General features: G+C 60.0%; 18 protein-coding genes. 10 read left to right on the top strand and 8 right to left on the bottom strand.

Annotation, left to right across the window (positions count from 1 at the left end; genetic code table 11):
- The first annotated feature begins 188 nt into the window (after positions 1–188).
- The gene (locus tag ASE94_RS18865; protein ID WP_162236121.1) at positions 189–1,103 is read left to right on the top strand and encodes a helix-turn-helix domain-containing protein; all 915 of its coding nucleotides are present in this window, start codon (positions 189–191) and stop codon (positions 1,101–1,103) included.
- Between the two features lie 137 nt (positions 1,104–1,240).
- Here ASE94_RS18865 and ASE94_RS18860 read toward each other — a convergent pair whose 3' ends face one another.
- A complete protein-coding gene (locus ASE94_RS18860; RefSeq protein ID WP_062631618.1) occupies positions 1,241–2,053 on the bottom strand; it encodes a helix-turn-helix domain-containing protein in 813 nt (270 codons plus the stop codon).
- 85 nt (positions 2,054–2,138) lie between these two features.
- Here ASE94_RS18860 and ASE94_RS18855 point away from each other — a divergent pair, with 85 nt between their 5' ends.
- Complete coding sequence (locus ASE94_RS18855; protein ID WP_062631617.1) at positions 2,139–2,957, top strand: phytanoyl-CoA dioxygenase family protein; 819 nt, start codon at positions 2,139–2,141, stop codon at positions 2,955–2,957.
- Here the strand turns inward: ASE94_RS18855 and ASE94_RS18850 are convergent.
- From ASE94_RS18850 to ASE94_RS18825, 7 genes are all read right to left on the bottom strand, one after another.
- The gene (locus ASE94_RS18850; RefSeq protein ID WP_062631616.1) at positions 2,954–3,391 is read right to left on the bottom strand and encodes a GNAT family N-acetyltransferase; all 438 of its coding nucleotides are present in this window, start codon (positions 3,389–3,391) and stop codon (positions 2,954–2,956) included. The two genes, ASE94_RS18855 and ASE94_RS18850, sit on opposite strands and share 4 nt — an antisense overlap.
- The gene (gene ychF, locus ASE94_RS18845) at positions 3,391–4,488 is read right to left on the bottom strand and encodes a redox-regulated ATPase YchF (RefSeq protein WP_062631615.1); all 1,098 of its coding nucleotides are present in this window, start codon (positions 4,486–4,488) and stop codon (positions 3,391–3,393) included. Before ychF ends, ASE94_RS18850 begins: the two co-directional genes overlap by 1 nt.
- Positions 4,489–4,816: 328 nt before the next feature.
- Positions 4,817–5,404 (bottom strand): LysE family transporter, encoded by a 588-nt coding sequence (locus ASE94_RS18840; RefSeq protein WP_062631614.1) that lies wholly within the window; start codon positions 5,402–5,404, stop codon positions 4,817–4,819.
- Complete coding sequence (locus tag ASE94_RS18835; RefSeq protein ID WP_062631613.1) at positions 5,401–6,942, bottom strand: tryptophan halogenase family protein; 1,542 nt, start codon at positions 6,940–6,942, stop codon at positions 5,401–5,403. The genes ASE94_RS18840 and ASE94_RS18835 overlap by 4 nt, the downstream gene beginning before the upstream one ends.
- Positions 6,943–7,064: 122 nt before the next feature.
- On the bottom strand, positions 7,065–7,361 hold the full coding sequence (locus tag ASE94_RS20760; RefSeq protein WP_082461320.1) for a type II toxin-antitoxin system RelE/ParE family toxin: 297 nt from the start codon (positions 7,359–7,361) through the stop codon (positions 7,065–7,067).
- The gene (locus ASE94_RS18830) at positions 7,349–7,621 is read right to left on the bottom strand and encodes a CopG family ribbon-helix-helix protein (protein WP_062631827.1); all 273 of its coding nucleotides are present in this window, start codon (positions 7,619–7,621) and stop codon (positions 7,349–7,351) included. The genes ASE94_RS20760 and ASE94_RS18830 overlap by 13 nt, the downstream gene beginning before the upstream one ends.
- 150 nt (positions 7,622–7,771) lie before the next feature.
- Entirely contained in the window at positions 7,772–9,226 is a 1,455-nt protein-coding gene (locus ASE94_RS18825; protein WP_062631612.1) for an alpha-glucosidase/alpha-galactosidase, read from the bottom strand.
- Between the two features lie 90 nt (positions 9,227–9,316).
- Here ASE94_RS18825 and ASE94_RS18820 point away from each other — a divergent pair, with 90 nt between their 5' ends.
- The 8 genes from ASE94_RS18820 (at position 9,317) to ASE94_RS18785 (ending at position 16,806) form a co-directional block, all read left to right on the top strand.
- Positions 9,317–10,198 carry a helix-turn-helix domain-containing protein gene (locus tag ASE94_RS18820; protein WP_062631611.1) on the top strand — a complete coding sequence of 294 codons (882 nt, stop codon included), beginning with the start codon at positions 9,317–9,319 and terminating at the stop codon, positions 10,196–10,198.
- Between the two features lie 138 nt (positions 10,199–10,336).
- Positions 10,337–10,813 carry a molybdopterin-dependent oxidoreductase gene (locus ASE94_RS18815; protein WP_062631610.1) on the top strand — a complete coding sequence of 159 codons (477 nt, stop codon included), beginning with the start codon at positions 10,337–10,339 and terminating at the stop codon, positions 10,811–10,813.
- A 50-nt stretch (positions 10,814–10,863) separates the two neighbouring features.
- Positions 10,864–13,161 (top strand): EAL domain-containing protein, encoded by a 2,298-nt coding sequence (locus ASE94_RS18810; RefSeq protein ID WP_062631609.1) that lies wholly within the window; start codon positions 10,864–10,866, stop codon positions 13,159–13,161.
- Positions 13,162–13,232: 71 nt separating this feature from the next.
- Positions 13,233–13,706 carry a MaoC family dehydratase gene (locus ASE94_RS18805; RefSeq protein WP_062631608.1) on the top strand — a complete coding sequence of 158 codons (474 nt, stop codon included), beginning with the start codon at positions 13,233–13,235 and terminating at the stop codon, positions 13,704–13,706.
- Entirely contained in the window at positions 13,703–14,260 is a 558-nt protein-coding gene (locus ASE94_RS18800; protein ID WP_062631607.1) for a MaoC family dehydratase, read from the top strand. The genes ASE94_RS18805 and ASE94_RS18800 overlap by 4 nt, the downstream gene beginning before the upstream one ends.
- A gap of 31 nt (positions 14,261–14,291) precedes the next feature.
- Positions 14,292–14,636: a hypothetical protein gene (locus tag ASE94_RS18795; protein ID WP_156352223.1), complete on the top strand. Its 345-nt coding sequence runs from the start codon at positions 14,292–14,294 to the stop codon at positions 14,634–14,636.
- A 129-nt stretch (positions 14,637–14,765) separates the two neighbouring features.
- On the top strand, positions 14,766–15,632 hold the full coding sequence (locus ASE94_RS18790; RefSeq protein ID WP_062631605.1) for a hypothetical protein: 867 nt from the start codon (positions 14,766–14,768) through the stop codon (positions 15,630–15,632).
- A gap of 154 nt (positions 15,633–15,786) precedes the next feature.
- Complete coding sequence (locus ASE94_RS18785; RefSeq protein ID WP_062631604.1) at positions 15,787–16,806, top strand: TerC family protein; 1,020 nt, start codon at positions 15,787–15,789, stop codon at positions 16,804–16,806.
- The last annotated feature ends 122 nt before the right edge of the window (positions 16,807–16,928 follow it).

Here is a 16,928-nt window from a genome sequence, read left to right as displayed (position 1 = left end):
GCCAAGGGCATAGATAGGCTTTCTCAATAGAACCTCCCTTCGCAACGGGCTAGCGCGTGATGCGTCGAGTCAGTTTCTCCTCGCTGACTCTGGTCCCGTGCACGATCTCAACCTACGACTTGCCAGCGATGATGCAATCCGGAATGATAGAGACTTATTCCGGTTTTCTAAGAAGCCCGCTGATTAGTATGACAGTTGTTTTGTCCCAAATGCGCCCCCGCGAGAAGGCGCCCCGCCCGACCCCGCGTCCGGACCGCAGCTTTTATGCTTCGGGCAAGGCTTTTGGCCGCTTCGGCATCCGCGCCTTTCCGCCCCAGATTATGTCCGCGCCCCATAGTCATGGGCATATCGAGTTCAATTGGCTGACCTCGGGCCAGATGGACTATTCCTTCGACGGCGGCCCCATCACCGTTGGTGCCAACCGCCTCGTCGCCTTCTGGGCTGGCATTCCCCACCAGACCGTAGCCCTTCACGACGTCGCCGATGCGCGTCAGCTCAATATCTATCTGCCGATGGACGCCTTCCTCGAAATGCCCCATCTCGGCCGCCTCACCGAAACCCTGATGGGCGGCGGCGTCATCCAGCTCACGCCCGAATGCATCGGTCTCGACACGCTCGAACGCTGGCATGCCGATTATCGCAGCGGCAATTCGCTCCGCGCCGACCTCGTCCGCACCGAAATCGGCACCATGTTCCGCCGCGCCGCCATCACCGGCTGGGATACTCTCCTCCCCGCCTGGCTCGAAAAATCCGGCATCCGCACGCGCACCACGACGCCAGTGCGCTACGTCGTCCGCATGGTCCGCCATATAGTTGAAAACATTACCGATCCCCTCTCCGCCGAGGACATCGCCAAGGTTGTCGGGCTCCACCCCAATTACGCGACCAACTTATTCACCAAGGTGATGCACATCTCGGTCCAGAAATTCGTCACCCGCATGCGCCTCATCCGCGCCCGCTCCCTCCTCTTCGACGGCAGCCTCTCCATCGCCAACGTCGCCTTCCAGTCCGGCTTCGTCAGCCAGACCCAGTTCTACGAACATTTTCGCAAAGCGTATGGGATGACCCCGAGCCAGATGCGGAAAGACACTATCGAGGGCTAGGGCCCGTCCCGCAGGGCGGGCAGCTCTCGCGCTGCGCCAGTCTCACACTCGATTGTCACCCCGGCCTTGAGCCGGGGCCCATCCTGAGATCTCAAAATGGATCCCGGCTCAACGCCGGGATGACATCCGCTTAGCAATCAACTCTCCGGCGTCTGCTGCCGAAACCGCAGCGGCGAGACCCCCATCCGACGCTTGAACCGTTGCGAAAAGTAGAACTGGCTCTCAAACCCGGCACTCGCCGCCACCTGCTTGATCGGAAAACTCGTCCGCCGCAGCAAATCCGCCGCCAGCTGCATCCGCCGGGCCTCGATATGTCCCTGCACCGTCTCCCCTGTTTCCTCCCGAAACAGATGCGCCAATCGCGACGCCGACAAGCCCACCGCCTCAGCCACATCATCGATAAGCAGCTTCTCAGTCAGCCGATCTTGGATGAAATCCAGTGCCTTGCGCACGCGCCCATCGCCCGCCTGATCCTTCCGCCCATTATAGGCGTCACACCCGAGCAACACCGCCTCCAGCGCATTGAACGCGAGCGCCTCCCGCCGCCGCTGTGAACCACTGAGCATCGCATGCACTGCCGCAAACTGTGCCGCCAAACCGGCGTCCTCGATCCGTAAATGCATCAGCCCACCCGACACGACCGGCCAAACGAGCCAGTCCAGCCATTCCGTCCGCGGTTGAAAATGCGCCCAGACTAACTCCCATCGTTCGAGCGTCGCCTCGACCCCATAGTCATGCGGCGTTCCCGGTCGCAAAAGCACCCAGTCTCCCGCCTCGGCGATCAATTCACCACCGGCATACCCAAACCGCCCACGCCCACCCGTCGTCTGCACCAGCAGCCAATCGCTCACACCGCGCCGCCGAACGGCGCGATAGCCCGATGTCTCATCAAAATGCCCCGTAAGAAGCCGCCGCGCCGACTGATACGGGCTTTCTGCCATTTCGCTCATAGCAGGATATTACATATCATCGGCAGCATGTTCCATGGCCAGCAGCCTGCTCTCGGCCTAATCTTCCTCAAAAAGGGAGGTCGGAATGACACATGCTTTTCTCAATGACACGCAGGCAGCGCAGTTCGAACGCGACGGCTTCCTCGCCGTCCGCGGCCTGATCACCCCCGAGGAAATCGCCGAAATCCGTGAGGCCTTCATGGACGCCGCAGCCGATGGCCCCGTCCCTGGCCTATCCGACACGCCGCGCGGCAACACGCCCAACGACCCGCTCAGCCGCTATCCCCGCATGATGCATCCGCACAAGCACCCCGACAAAGAGGTCGGCCAGCTTGCCATGCGCTACATGCTCGATCCGCGTTTGCAGCCAGTCCTTACCGATCTCTTCGGCGAAGAACCTTTTGCCTGCCAGTCCATGTTCTACTTCAAGCCCCCCGGCGCCCGCGGCCAGGATCTACACCAGGACAATTTCTACCTGCGCGTAAAACCCGGCACCTGCATGGCCGCTTGGATCGCCGTCGACGACGCCGATGCCGACAATGGCGGCATGATGTGCGTACCCCAAACGTCCATGCTCGACATCGCCTGCCCCGAACCGTCAGACCCCACCCGGTTCTTCACCACCGAACACGTCGAGCCCCCACCGGGCCTCGAACCGCAAATGATGCAGCTCAAAGCCGGAGACGTGCTCTTCTTCAACGGCAGCGTCATCCACGGCTCGACGCCCAACACCAGCCCCGACCGCTTCCGCCGCTCGCTGATTTTCCACTACATCCCAGCCAGCACCAAAGAGATCAGCCACTGGTACGAAGCCCTCAGCTTTGCCGGCGACAAACAAGACATCGCCATCAACATGGACGGCGGCCCCTGCGGCACCAACCAGCCGGCAATGGGCCCGCACTAAACCAGCGCGAGCCGGTGGGTCGCGTGCCCACCGCACTCAAGTGGCACAAACCCCATGCGCTCGTAGAAGGCAAAAGCCGTCTCGGGCGCATTGGTATTGAGATAGTCAAAATGCTCGGCGGCGCCGTCCCGGATCGCCGAAATCAGCGCCCGTCCAACACCATCCCGCCGGGCCCTCTGGGCCACATAGAGATGACGCACCCGCCCCGCTCGCTCGTCATCGTCATAGGGATCAACATTCCGCCCGCAGACGCCAACAAGCCTATCGCCTGACCAGGCGCCGAGCATGATTTCACCGGGAAACGCAAAACGATTGGACCCATTGGCCCAATTTTCGGCAAGTCGCAAAAGCATGCGATGCCCTTCGCCCTGGCTCTCGGCCAGCAGAGCGGAAAAGCCGGCCGCACCCGGATCGAATGCGGCCAGCCTGATCATCAGGTATTAAACTTGAACAGCATCACGTCGCCATCCTTGACGACATATTCCTTGCCTTCATCGCGCGCCTTGCCCGCTTCCTTCGCCGGAACTTCGCCGCCGAGGGTGACAAAGTCATCAAAGCCAATCGTCTGCGCTCGAATAAAGCCGCGCTCGAAATCCGTATGGATGACGCCTGCCGCCGCCGGCGCCTTGTCGCCCTTGTGGATGGTCCACGCGCGCGTTTCCTTCGGCCCAACCGTAAAATAGGTCTGCAGCCCCAGGAGGTCATAGGCCTCGCGGATCATGCGGTTGAGGCCCGGCTCATGCAGCCCCAGCGATTCCAGATATTCGGCCTGCTCGGCATCCGGCAACTGCGCCAGCTGCGATTCAATCTCGGCCGAAATGATCACGACACCAGCATCATTCGCCTTGGCATAAGCCTCAACCAGCTTGCTCATCGCATTGCCGTTTTCAGCCGACCCTTCGTCGACATTGCAAACGTAAAGCACCGGCTTCGACGTCAGCAACTGCAGCTCCTGAAACGCCTTCTCTTCCTCGGCGGACCGCTCGACAAAGCGCGCCGACTTACCATCGCGCAGCAGCACGAGCGACCGATCGATCAGGTCGAGCGTGACCTTGGCGTCCTTGTCATTGCCCTTGGCCTTCTTTTCCACGCCATTGCGGCGCTTCTCGAGGCTTTCGAGATCGGCCAGCATCAGCTCGGTCTCGACGACTTCCGCGTCCGCCAGCGGGTCGACCTTGTTGGCAACGTGGATGATATTGCCGTCTTCAAAGCAGCGAAGCACATAGGCGATGGCGTCGCATTCGCGGATATTGGCAAGGAACTGGTTGCCCAGCCCTTCACCCTTAGACGCGCCCTTCACGAGGCCCGCAATATCCACAAAGCTCATGCGCGCCGGCAGGATCGTCGCCGATTTGCCGATCGTCGCCAGCTTCTGCAGCCGCGCATCAGGCACCGGCACATCGCCCACATTGGGCTCGATGGTGCAGAACGGGAAATTGGCAGCAGCCGCCGCAGCGGTGCGGGTCAGCGCATTGAATAGCGTCGACTTGCCGACATTCGGCAGGCCGACGATGCCCATCTTAAAGCCCATGGGAAACTCCGGGAAATTGTTGGGTTTCAATTGGGTCGGTTTGAGGTGGATGTCAATGCTTCGAGGTGCCCCACAGGGTAAAGCGCCCCGGTGGAGCGCTTTAAGGCGAGAAGGCCATGAGAACTACGCTCGAAAGGCACGACGCCCGAGAGTCCCCCTCACCCGTCTCGCTCTGCGGGCGATCCACCCTCTCCCCGATGGGGCGAGGAATAAGGGGCACCCTGCCTACGCAAGCACCGATCCATTCTTCTCCCCCTCGGGGAGAAGGTGGCCCAAAGGGCCGGATGAGGGGGATGCTAGTGGCTGGCGCGATACCTACCTTCTCTGCTCAGCCCAAAAACTGAAGCGTCTGCACCGCCAACACCGTCCCGAACACCGCCAGCGCAACCGCAGTAATCTGCTCCACCCGCGCCGAGTTCAGCCACCCCGCCGCCCCGCGTTGCGCCAGCGCCCCCAGCGACATCCACCCAATCGCCGTCCCAATGACGAGCGCCGCGAACACGGCGTCATAGGGCAATCGCTCGACAAACCCCACGCCCGGAAAAATCGCAAAAGCAAACACCAGCGCCTTGGGATTAATCAGCGTCGTCGCGAACACCCGCGAGAGCGTAATTCCCCGCGCGCCCAAATCCGCCCGCCCCGCATTCCGCCAAAGCTTCCAGGCCGACCACAGCAAAAACGCCACGGCAATCAGCTTTGCGGCGACTGCCACCATCGGCTCTCGCGCCGCCACCGCTCCCACAACCTCGATCCAAACCGTGATCGCAATCGCGTAACCCCCGAGCTCCCCAACCAGCAAATGCAGCGATTGCCGCACGCCTCGTTGCGCCCCGCTTGCCGCCATCAGCGTATTTGTCGGCCCCGGCACGGCCAGCAATCCCAGCACGGCCAGGACAAACCCCGTCCAATCGCTCACGCCATGCCCTGCACGATATCCAAAAATTCCCGATGTCCCAGCGCCTGGTTCGCGGCCGCCCGATATTCCCTCACAAGGCCATCAAATGTCTGCTGCGCAAAGCGCCTGAGCTTTGGATCAGCCGCCATCTCCCTGCGCGCCAAGTTCTGGTCCAGGAGCCCCAGCCCATTCAGCACCGGATAATGCAGCTGCGTCTCGATATGCGGCAGGCCACCAAGATAGTTCGGAAAATCCCCATGCCGCGGCATCTGCTTTTGCCAGCGCGCCAGCCGCTCCTTAGTCTCGAGGTGGATGCGATTGGCCCGCACCTCACGCCAAAACGGCGTATCGTCTCGCTCGGTCATGTAGTGCGTATTGACGAACGTCCGGAAATCATCGACCTGCCGCCCTACCCGCGCGTTATAATCGTCCCGCGCCTTTTGGCTGATCTTGCTCGGCTGATCCATATAGCGCTGCGCAAACAGCATCATCTGCACGATGGTCCCATGGATCGACGTCGATTCCAGCGGCTCCAAAAAACTCGAACTCAGCCCGACCGCAACACAGTTCCCGATCCACGCCTTTTCCAGCCGCCCGATCTGGAACCGAATATCGCTCCGCACCTCGATCTCGTGGCCCAGCACCCGCTCGACCTCTTCCTTGGCCTGTTCCGGCGTCGAAAACTCATCGGAATAAACATAGCCGCAGCCAAAGCGTGTACGCGTCGGGATCTGCCACATCCAGCCCGAACTCTGTGCCCAGGCGCGCGTGTAATTGGGAAGCTCCTCCCCCTCCTTCACATCGATCCAGAACGGCAGCGCCCGATTGACCGGCAGTTCATGCGCATAGCTCTTCCAAGGGGCATCGAGCGCCTTGACGATGATCTGCTTTCGGAAACCCGTCGCGTCGATAAAGAAGTCGCCCTCAAGCCGCGAATTGTCGTCCAGCACCAGCGCGGAAATATCCCCGCTCTCGCCATCTCGCTCGACCCCGGCCACCAGCGCATCGACCTTCTCGACACCTTTCGATTTGCTGGCAAAAAACTTCCCCACCAGTGCCTGATCGAAATGATAGGCGTGGTGAAATGGCCCGAGCGGAATGAGCGACCCATCGGCCTTCAGCGCATATGGCGCCTTCTTCTGCTCCAGCAGCGGCTGGAACATATGCATTTCCTGCACCCCCCTGCCGGCCGCCACCGCATAGACATTGAGATAATCCGAAGGCGTCCCCGGCGGCGCCTGGATCACCTGATGCGGATCATCGATCGGCCCATAATAGGTGTAGCCTTTCCGCCGCCAGTCCTCATGCTTGATCCCGAGCTTGAAGCTGGCATCGGTCTTGCGGAAGAATTCGAACTCATCGATCCCAAAGTGCTTGAGGAGAACACGAAAAGCCGCCGTCGTCGCTTCGCCGACTCCAACAGTTGGAATCTTCGAGCTCTCAACCACCGAAATCCTGAAATCAAACCCGCGCCGCCGCGCCTCATCCTGAATGATGAACGCCGCGATCCACCCGGCCGTCCCCCCGCCCACAACCACAAAATGCGCTGGCTTTGCCATGTGTTAGTTCTCCCAAGTGAGAGGCTATGTGGCAACAGGCAAGCGGGCAAGTCGGACAAAGAAAACGCCAAGCGTTTTCTTGGAAAGCAGGAAGAAAGTCCGTGATGAGCGGACACGGCGCCTTATGGAGAACCGATCTCTCGCTGGTGTCGTATTGCGACGACATAAACCGTTTCCGTCGAAGGGTCGTACCGATATCGCGCCAGATAGCCACCATCGCCAAACGGGATAAGAATTTCTCGAAAGGGATCCAGATTTGGCACCGGACGCCCGGCCTGGGGTGTCTCAGTGACCGCGATGAGCCGATCGCGAATGGCAGCCACCGCCCGCTGGGCAGCACGCGGATTTTTATCAATCAGGAAGCGCCTCAGGCGGCTAAGATCAGCGATGGCCGCGTCGGTGAGCCTCAGGTGTGGCAAGGCGGAGCGTCCGTTTCCTCATCGGTACCCCATGTCTCCATCCACGCAAAAACCTCTTCGCCTGTCAGATGCAGACCAGTCTCCTGATAATCTTTCCAAGACGCCAGCGTCGCTTCATCCAAGCCAAGTCGCGCCTCTTCCTTCTCAACATAGGTGCGGATAGCCTCACGCATGACCCAGTGCGCAGAGCGCTGCTTGCTGTCTGCCAGCGACTGGATGCGCTCCCGCATCTCATCATCAAGTTTGACTGAAACCGCCATGGCGACCTCCGGTAGTACCTTTCGATACCATACACCCGTCAGGGCCTTCAGCAAACGCTGAAAAATACGTACACACCCTCAACGAAAATGGCCCCAGCTTTCGCCGGGGCCAAAATGACGCTTGGGAGGTCGCGTCAAACTTGATGGAGGCTAGTGGTGTGCGCCGCTCATTTCGCGGAGTTCTTCCACCGAGCGAACCTTCTTGCGGGCAGCACCTTCCCAGTCGCGCGTCTTGACCGTCGACTTGGCCACGCGCTCCTGGGCCGCCGGCACGGCGTCGGCATATTGCGGCAGCCACTTGGCTTGAGCGACCACCATCTCGTCGACCATGGCCCAGACTTCGTCCGGGGTGCAGATCGCCCCGACCAGTGGGTCGTGCAATACGGCAAGCTTGAGCGTATCGAGATTGCCCGTCATCGCAGCCTCGACCGAAAGACGCTGCACCGAAACCGAAACCGAGCACGTAGCGGCGCAAGCCGTCGGCAGGGTAATGCCCTCGATCATGTTGATCCCGAAGCGGTCGACATAGCCCGGGCTTTCGATGATCGCATCATCGGGCAGGTTGGTGATGATGCCATTGTTGCGGCGGTTGAAATGCCCGCGATAGGGCCGCCCGGTTTCCAGCGCTTCGATGATGTAGCTTGCGTGTTCGCTGGTCCGCTTGTGTTCGGACAGCGGCTTGTTCGCCTGCTCCTTGAACATCGGAAAATCGGTCTCGAACCAGTTCCGGCGCTCGGTCGAATAGCGCAGATAACCGCCCGTCTCGCCATGAATCCAGTCGCTCATGTCGATCCAGCGATTGATCTCGTCCGGACGCTTCCGGTACCAGGGCAGGTATTCGGAAAGGTGCCCGTTCGACTCGGTCGAATAGACGCCAAACCGCTTCAGCACGTCGATGCGCACCTTTTCGGTCTTGGAATAGATCGGGTGCTTCTCAAAGCCCGCGATCAGTTCTTCCTTCTCGATCTTCCGGCCCTTGGCGCGAATATCGATATACCAGGTCTGGTGATTGATGCCGGAGCAGACATAGTCGAGCTCGTCATCCCTCACCCCCAGCACCTCGGCAATCTGGTGTGCGCCATGCTGCACGCCATGGCAGAGGCCCACCACATTTACGCCGCCATAGAGATCGGCCGCCCAGGTGTTCATCGCCATCGGGTTGGCATAGTTGAGGAACAGCGCGCCCGGCTCGGCGACTTCGCGGATATCCTTGCAGAAGTCGAGGATCACCGGAATGTTGCGCTGGCCATACAAAATGCCGCCGGCACAGATGGTATCGCCCACGCACTGGTCGACGCCATATTTCAGCGGAATGGAAATGTCGGTCGCGAATGCCTCAAGTCCGCCGACGCGCACGCAGCTCATGATGTAGCGCGCGCCAGTCAGCGCTTCGCGACGATCGGTGGTCGCCGTCACCTTGGCCGGCAGATTGTTCACCGACACGATCGTCTCGATGATCTGCTTGACCATATCGAGGTTGTGCGGATTGAGGTCGGTCAGCGCAAATTCGCAACCGACAAATTCCGGCACCTTCAGCAAGTCCGAAATCAGCGTTTTGGTGAAGCCGACCGACCCAGCGCCGATCACAGCAACCTTGAATGACATATTTCCTCCCGTGCACCGCTCAACGGTAACGTAATGTTACCAATAGCTAGCTGCTGCGCACCCATTGGTGTAGAGAAAGCTTGTGCCATCATGGGTAATTTTGTGCTCTCCCAGCTTCTCGACCACGGCCACGATATTCGCTCGCTCAATCTGCCACGCAGTGCCGCGCCGCTGCATTGCATGAGTGTCAGCGCTGGTTACGAGCAGCGACGTAACGAGGTCTATTCCTGGGATGGCACCAAGCGCGGCACCGCCCCTTTCCTCGTTCTTCAGCACACGACCCTGGGCGAAGGCCGCCTTGATTATGCGGGCACGCGGCACCGGCTAACTCCCGGAAAAACCATGATAATCACCATCCCCCACGCGCACCGCTATTGGCTGGAGCGCGGTGGTGAATGGGAATATTTCTGGCTGCTGCTCAATGGCCGCGAAGCCCTGCGTCTTGCCCGCGAAATCATCGAAACCGCCGGCCCAGTCCTCGAACCCGCCACAGCGCAAGTCGACCGGCTAGCTGCCGCCTGTCTCGACGTCCTCGAAATGACCGACCCGTCACCCGGCCTCGCGTCAAACGCCGCCTATGCCGCCATGACCAGTCTCCACGACACCGTTTTCGGTAGTAGGCCGCCGGCGGAAAAGTCTTTTCCCTCAAGCGTTTCGCGCGTTCTCTCTCACATCGAAACCCACATTGCGGCCCCTCTCCCCATCGAGCGCCTCGCGGCAATAGCCGAGCTCAGCCGCGCCCATTTCGTCCGCATGTTCAGTGCCGAAATGGGTCTCGCACCCTCCGATTACGTCCTCGAAAAACGCCTAGAACGCGTCGAGCGCCTCCTCCTCGCGACCGAAATGTCAGTGGCCGAAATTGCTGGCGCAACTGGCTTTTCGGACGGCAATTATCTCGCTAAAGTACTGCGACGCCGCCGCGGTCTTGCACCGCTGGAATTCAGGGCGGCCGGCCGCCAGGCAAGTCTTTAGACCGCTCCCTGGTGGAAGTTGCGCATAAATACGATAGACACGGATCACCGCCCGTTAAGCCTGTAGTGATGAAGTTGTGGACCTTAACGGGTCTTAAGAACTCCCATTGCAATCTGGGGATGACAGAGGAACTCTTCCATGACTCTATTTCGTCTTCTTGCAGCATTCGGACTTGCCGCTTTCGCGGCCGCAGCCACGCCCTCCATGGCCCAGGATCTGCCCACCCTGACCGTGGTTGGCCCAGCAGGCACAGTCACTTACGACCGCAACGAGCTTGAGGCCATGGGCCTCGTCTCCGTCAAGACAAAGACCCCCTGGAATGAGGGCGTGGTCGATTTCGAAGGCGTGCCGATCGCGAAAATCCTTGAAGCCGCCAAGGCCGAAGGCACCACCGCCACGGTCGTTGCGCTCAACGACTACAGCGTTGATATCCCGACCTCGGATTTCACAGATTTCGGCACGATTCTCGCTGTTAAACGCAATGGCGACTATATGCCTGTCGACGATCAGGGCCCATTCTTCGTCATCTATCCATTTGATTCGGATACCAAATTGCAGGGACAACCCTATTACGGGCGCGCGGTTTGGCAGGTTAAGGAGATCGACGTCGAATAGGCAGAACGCCGTCTGACGCGACATTACACCATGGGATAAAGTCGCTCACCATGCGCTTCCTTCGCATAGCGCTGACCGTTGTGATCCTGGGCTTTCTGGCCTCGGCGATCTACATTTCCGCGCTATTTTTCCAGCGGCAAGCTGCGCTCGAAAGCGTTGGCCTGAACAATGTCACCTGGACCATTGCCCAGGTGCCAAGCGAATTCGCTCGCCTCCAGCAACGCGTCAGCGCCTATGGCATGGGCGACCCTGCAATCACCGAAGCCGAGGTGAAGCTCCGCTTCGACATCGTCGTTAACCGCATCAAGACTTTGCGCGATGTCGCCGTTCAGGAACTGATCCGCACAGACGATCGAGCCGCGAAAATCCTTGCCGATCTGAGCACGGCCATCGAGACGGTGCGGCCGCTGATCACGACGATCTCGGCACCGGACGCGCCTGCGCAAATCTCCACCATCCTAGAGCCGGTTTATCCCAAGCTGGTTCGTCTATCGACCGACGCCAACGTCTGGAACATCGATCGCATCGAGGCGGCACGCGCTGAGCTTTTCACCCTGCAGCAGGCTCTCGCATACGTTGCTCTGGGCATGTTCGTTTGCGGTTGCGCTCTGATTGCGCTTTTGCTGGTCCACAATGGCTTGTTGGGCCGCGCTCAGAAAGTACTTGAGCAAAGCGAGAGCAGTCTGGCGCTACAAAACGCGCGCTTCGACGCTGCGCTCGATGCCATGTCCCTCGGCCTCTGCCTCATCGATGGGCAAGAGCGCGTCATCGTCTGCAACCCGCAATTTCTCAGCCTATTCGGCCTGACCGAGGCGGAAGCCGCGCCTGGAATGGCCCTCCGCAACCTTATCGATTCCGATCTGCTGACAGACTCGGTCCATGAGCCCGGCGCCGCTGCCCGCGGCGACATTGCGCTTCTCAACGACCACACGCACCACCTGCCCAATGGCACGGTGCTGGTGGTCTCCCGTGAGCCGACCTCCGAAGGCGGTTGGGTCTGCACCTTTGAGGATGTCACTGAGCGCCATCGCGCACAAAACCGCATCTTCCATATGGCGCACCATGACAATCTGACGGGCATGCCAAACCGCCTGCTGTTCTGGGAGAACATCACCCAGGCGGTGCACGCCCTCTCCAAGAACCAGAAGCACTTCGCTGTGCTTTATCTCGATCTCGACCGCTTCAAGGAAGTCAACGATACCCTGGGTCACCCGGTCGGCGACGTCCTGCTGCGCCAGGTGGCTGAACGCCTGCGCCACGCGGCCTCAGAGCGCGACATCGTCGCCCGGCTCGGCGGCGACGAGTTCGCCGTGCTGCACTATTGCGAGAACAACACGACTGAGAGCACCGAAACGCTGGCGCATGCGATCATTGCGAGCATCGGCCAGCCATATCACGTCGATCAGAATGAGATCATCATCAGCACCAGCGTCGGCATCGCGTTAGCGCCCAAGGACGGTGTCGAGACCGACCATTTGATGAAGAATGCCGATCTCGCGCTCTATAGTGCCAAGAGCGAAGGCAAGAGCACTTATCGCTTCTTCTCGTCCAAGATGGATGAGGACATGCAATACCGGCGCCAGCTCGAAACCGATCTGCGGCGCAGTATCAAGCTTGGCCAGTTCCAGCTCTATTATCAGCCGCTGATCAGGCTCGACACCGGCCGCATCGTTGCCGGCGAAGCCCTAATGCGCTGGCGCCATCCCGACCATGGCATGATCTCGCCCGCTCAGTTCATCCCGCTCGCCGAGGAAACCGGCGCCATCGAAGTCCTTGGCGAATGGGCGCTCCATCAGGCCTGCCAGGACGCGCTGAACTGGCCTGAGCATGTTCGCGTTTCGGTCAATCTCTCGCCGGTCCAGTTCCGGCGCCCTGGCCTCATCGACATCGTCAAAGCTGTCCTTGCCACCAGCGAGCTCGATGCGCGGCGCCTCGAACTCGAAATCACCGAATCCGTCCTGCTCCAAAACAATGCCGTCAATCTTGAAGCGCTGCACCAGCTTCGCGCCCTCGGCCTCACCATTGCGCTCGACGATTTCGGCACTGGCTATTCCTCCCTGAGCTATCTGCAGCGCTTCCCCTTCGACAAACTCAAGATCGATCAGAGCTTCGTGCGCGATCTCGAAAATCGCCCCGATAGCCTCTCGATCGTTCAGTCGATTGCGACCCTCGGACGCAATCTTCGTATGCGCACCACGGCCGAAGGCGTCGAAACACTCGCCCAACTCGAAACCATCACCGCCGCAGGCTGCACCGAAGCGCAGGGTTATTATTTCGGCAAACCCATGCCGGAAGCCGAGTTCCGCAGACTTCTGACCGAGGATATGCGCGTCAAGGCAGACGCCTGAACCGCGACTGCTGCACCCTTGCCCATACGCCAGCGTCATGCGAAAAGGCGGTTGACGTATAGGGAAAGACGATGACCAATCCTGTCACGCGCGACCGGCGGCATTTTGAAGACCTGACCGTTGGCGAGATCATCACCCTTGGCCATGTGACCGTGACCAAGCAGATGATTTTCGATTTCGCCCACGAGTTCGATCCCCTGCCCTTCCACATCGATGAAAAGGCCGCCAAGGCAAGTCTCCTCGGTGGTTTGGCCTCAAGCGGCTGGCAGACGGGTGCCCTCAGCCTTTGCATGCTGGTGGATAGTTTTCTGGGCAACGTTGCCTCGGCCGGCGGACTGGGATTTGAAAATCTCAAATGGAAGAACCCCTTCATGGTTGGGGACACCATCGGCGGCAAAGTCACCATTGCCGAATTGCGCCGCTCCACCAGCCATCCGCAATGGGGCATCGTCACGCTCGATTTCGATATCCGCAATCAGAAGGACAAGCCGGTGATGACCATGCGCTTGGCCAATCTGGTGGAATGCCGCGAGGCCCTCGCATGACGCGTTGGTTCGAAGATATCGTCATCGACGAAATGTTTCCGCTCGGCAGCCACACCTTTAGCGAAGAGGAAATCATCCGCTTCGCCAAACTCTACGACCCTCAATATTTCCACGTTGATCCGGACCAGGCACGCCATAGCCACTTCGGCGGTCTCGTCGCGAGCGGCTGGCACACCGTCAGCGTCGGCCACCGCAAGATGGTCGATGCTCTCTTTGACGAGGCCGAACGTTTGCGCGGACTGGGGCAGGAGCCTGGGGTTTCAGGCCCGTCGCCCGGCGTCAATTCCATGGAATTCAAAGTGCCAGTACGCCCCGGCGACACCGTCACTTATGAATTGATCGTGACCGACAAGCGACCATCCAATTCGCTTCCGGGTTGGGGCCTCCTCTTCAATCGTTTGACCGCCCGGAACCAGCGCGACGAAATAGTTTATCGCGCTGAAATCGTTGGCTTTTCGAAGCTCCGGGATTACCGCATGCCCATGAAGCTGAAAGTGTTGCTGGCACTCACCAGCTTGCCCATCATCGGACCCAGATTGCGGCGCAGCACTTGAATATGGCTTAGGCCATCGGCACTCTCACGGCATGCGCCGATTCGCCCTTGCCCTATTGCTGTTCCCCGCCCTGTCCGTGCCATCGATGGCGCAGATCTACCAAGGCAATTGGAGTTGCCGCGACGCATCGACCAATCGCGTCGGCATCCTGACCATCTATGGCAGCGTCTACGGCTGGGCCTCGCGCACCGCCGGCGACCCCAATTCCGGAACCGGGACACTGACGCCCTACGAAGACGGCGCCGGTCTCAATGATGGCAATCTCCGCGGCAATGCCGGCATCCAGACAGCCCGCACCGTAAATGACCCGGTCAACGGCGTTGCGGTCCAGCTCGAAACAGCCGACGCCATTGTGATGCTCTGCACGCCGCGCTGAGCGCCGGCTGTTCCTTGCCAAGATTTCATCTGCCGGTAGCCATCCTGTCAGGCGCTGGCGGGTAGTTGAATTGCAGATCAAGGCATAGACCTTGACTGTATCAATGGCCCCACGGACAGGATCCCGAAGATGATCCATGACCACGACGACCACGATCTCGGCTTCCGGCACGATCTTCCGCGCCTTGTCAGCCGCCGAAGCCTACTGGCCCTTTTTGGTGGCGTTGGTGCCGTTGCGCTCACCGGTCTTCCCGCCTCCGCTTTGGAATGCATCGCCCTGCCATGGGAAACGGCGGGGCCCTACCCCGCCGATGGCTCCAATGTCCGCAGCGGCCAGGTGGTCAATGCCCTGACGCAAGAAGGCGTCATCCGCACTGATCTCCGCCCATCGTTCGGCACGTTGACGCCCGTTGCTGAAGGCGTCCAGCTCGATCTTGAGCTGACCTTGGTCAATGCCGACGGCTGCACGCCGCTCGCCAATCACGCCATCTACATCTGGCACTGCGATACGACCGGCCTCTATTCGCTCTACGACACACCCGATGCCAACTATCTTCGCGGCGTGGGCATTTCCGATGCCGAAGGCAAGGTGCGATTTACGACGATCTTCCCCGGTTGCTATGACGGGCGCTGGCCACATATCCACTTCGAAGTCTTTGAAAATGCGGAGAAAGCCGTTTCCGGCGATGCTTCTCTTCTCACCGCCCAAATCGCCTTGCCGCACGACATCTCGGCTGACGTCTATGCAGCCGACAGCCGCTACAGCAACGGCACCAGCAACCTCGGTCGCATCACCATCGCGACGGATATGGTGTTTCGGGATAATTCCGAAGCGGAAGTCGCCCAGCAGACGCTCGCGATCACGGGTAGCCCGACTGGTCCGCTCGCTGGAACGGTGACGATTCCAGTCGACCTCACCGCGACCAGAAGCACGTCTGGCGGCAGGCCGGCGGGTGCACCGCCGAGCGGCAATCCGCCGCCCATGCCCGGAAATTAAGGCGTTCAGCGCATTTACAGGCCCCCTCACAAGGGGGCTTGAACTTTTCTACGGTTTGAGCATTTTAGAGGGGCAGCGCCGGGCCCCTCTGGTCATGGTCCCCCATGACGATGTCGGAGCTGCTCCAACTTTCACATGGAGAAGGTCCGGCGAAATGGATTCGCTTCTTGCCGCCCTGACGGGCGAGTTCCTCGGTACACCCATCTATTTCTGGGTTGCCTTTATCACTATCGTTATAGCTCTGCTTGTTTTCGACCTCGGCATCCTGCACAAGGACGAGCACGAGATCGAAGCCAAGGAGAGCCTGCTGCTCTATGGCTTTTACGTTGCAATTGCCCTCGCCTTCGGCGGCTGGGTATGGTGGCAGCGCGGCGCGACCGCGGGCCTCGAATTCTACACCGGCTACCTGCTCGAACAGAGCCTGGCGATGGACAATATGTTCGTCATCGCCACGATCTTCGGCTTCCTCGGCATCCCCCGTCTCTATCAGCACCGCGTGCTGTTCTGGGGCATTCTGGGCGTCATTCTCTTCCGCGCCGTGCTCATCGGTGTCGGTGCCGCGCTCGTCAATCAGTTCAGCTGGATTTTGCTCGGCTTCGGTGCCTTTCTGGTGTTCACCGGCATCCGCATGTTCAAGCATCAGGACGAAGAACCGAACCTGGAAGAGAACAAGGTCTACCAGTTCATCTCCAAGCGCTTCCGCGTCACCAAGAAGCTGCATGGCCGAAATTTCACGGTCAAGGAGCCCGATCCCAAGACCGGCAAGATCGTCACCTTCCTGACCCCGCTTGCCGTGGCCTTGATCATGGTCGAAGTCGTCGATCTGATCTTCGCCGTCGACTCGGTTCCGGCCGTGTTTGCAGTCACCCAGGACACGTTCATCGTCTATACATCGAACATCTTCGCCATCCTTGGCCTGCGTTCGCTGTACTTCGCCCTTGCGGCGGCGATGAACCGCTTCCGGTACCTGCAGACATCGCTCGCCATCATCCTCGTGCTGGTCGGCATCAAGATCTCGCTCGTGCCGTTCCACATCCATATCGACACGCTGCTCTCGCTCACGGTCACCATCGCGATCCTGGCCGGCGGCATCCTGTTCTCGCTGTGGAAGACCCGCAACGAGCCTAATGTCAGCGCTCAGGAAGACCCCACCCAGGGTCAGCTCGAGCCTTGATCTAAAGCGTCGACAATCAAATCAGGACGGCCCGGTTGACCCGGGCCGTTTTCTTTTTGTAGACTCCGTCCTGCAATCGCCCAGGAGGCCCCGTCCAGAAATGAACATCTGAACCCGCACAC

This window comes from Devosia sp. Leaf64 (assembly GCF_001421945.1).
In the GTDB taxonomy this organism is placed as follows: Bacteria; Pseudomonadota; Alphaproteobacteria; order Rhizobiales; family Devosiaceae; genus Devosia.
This window is presented reverse-complemented; position numbering and strand designations above follow the sequence as displayed.

Coding starts and splice junctions, on each gene's coding strand:
- ASE94_RS18800 (WP_062631607.1), top strand. CDS start 13,703: ATGACGCGTTGGTTCGAAGATATCGTCATCGACGAAATGTTTCCGCTC.
- ASE94_RS18855 (WP_062631617.1), top strand. CDS start 2,139: ATGACACATGCTTTTCTCAATGACACGCAGGCAGCGCAGTTCGAACGC.
- ychF (WP_062631615.1), bottom strand. CDS start 4,488: ATGGGCTTTAAGATGGGCATCGTCGGCCTGCCGAATGTCGGCAAGTCG.
- ASE94_RS18805 (WP_062631608.1), top strand. CDS start 13,233: ATGACCAATCCTGTCACGCGCGACCGGCGGCATTTTGAAGACCTGACC.
- ASE94_RS18830 (WP_062631827.1), bottom strand. CDS start 7,621: ATGGCGGTTTCAGTCAAACTTGATGATGAGATGCGGGAGCGCATCCAG.
- ASE94_RS18835 (WP_062631613.1), bottom strand. CDS start 6,942: ATGGCAAAGCCAGCGCATTTTGTGGTTGTGGGCGGGGGGACGGCCGGG.
- ASE94_RS18790 (WP_062631605.1), top strand. CDS start 14,766: ATGATCCATGACCACGACGACCACGATCTCGGCTTCCGGCACGATCTT.
- ASE94_RS18810 (WP_062631609.1), top strand. CDS start 10,864: ATGCGCTTCCTTCGCATAGCGCTGACCGTTGTGATCCTGGGCTTTCTG.
- ASE94_RS18825 (WP_062631612.1), bottom strand. CDS start 9,226: ATGTCATTCAAGGTTGCTGTGATCGGCGCTGGGTCGGTCGGCTTCACC.
- ASE94_RS18865 (WP_162236121.1), top strand. CDS start 189: ATGACAGTTGTTTTGTCCCAAATGCGCCCCCGCGAGAAGGCGCCCCGC.
- ASE94_RS18785 (WP_062631604.1), top strand. CDS start 15,787: ATGGATTCGCTTCTTGCCGCCCTGACGGGCGAGTTCCTCGGTACACCC.
- ASE94_RS18795 (WP_156352223.1), top strand. CDS start 14,292: ATGCGCCGATTCGCCCTTGCCCTATTGCTGTTCCCCGCCCTGTCCGTG.
- ASE94_RS18860 (WP_062631618.1), bottom strand. CDS start 2,053: ATGAGCGAAATGGCAGAAAGCCCGTATCAGTCGGCGCGGCGGCTTCTT.
- ASE94_RS18815 (WP_062631610.1), top strand. CDS start 10,337: ATGACTCTATTTCGTCTTCTTGCAGCATTCGGACTTGCCGCTTTCGCG.
- ASE94_RS18820 (WP_062631611.1), top strand. CDS start 9,317: ATGGGTAATTTTGTGCTCTCCCAGCTTCTCGACCACGGCCACGATATT.
- ASE94_RS18850 (WP_062631616.1), bottom strand. CDS start 3,391: ATGATCAGGCTGGCCGCATTCGATCCGGGTGCGGCCGGCTTTTCCGCT.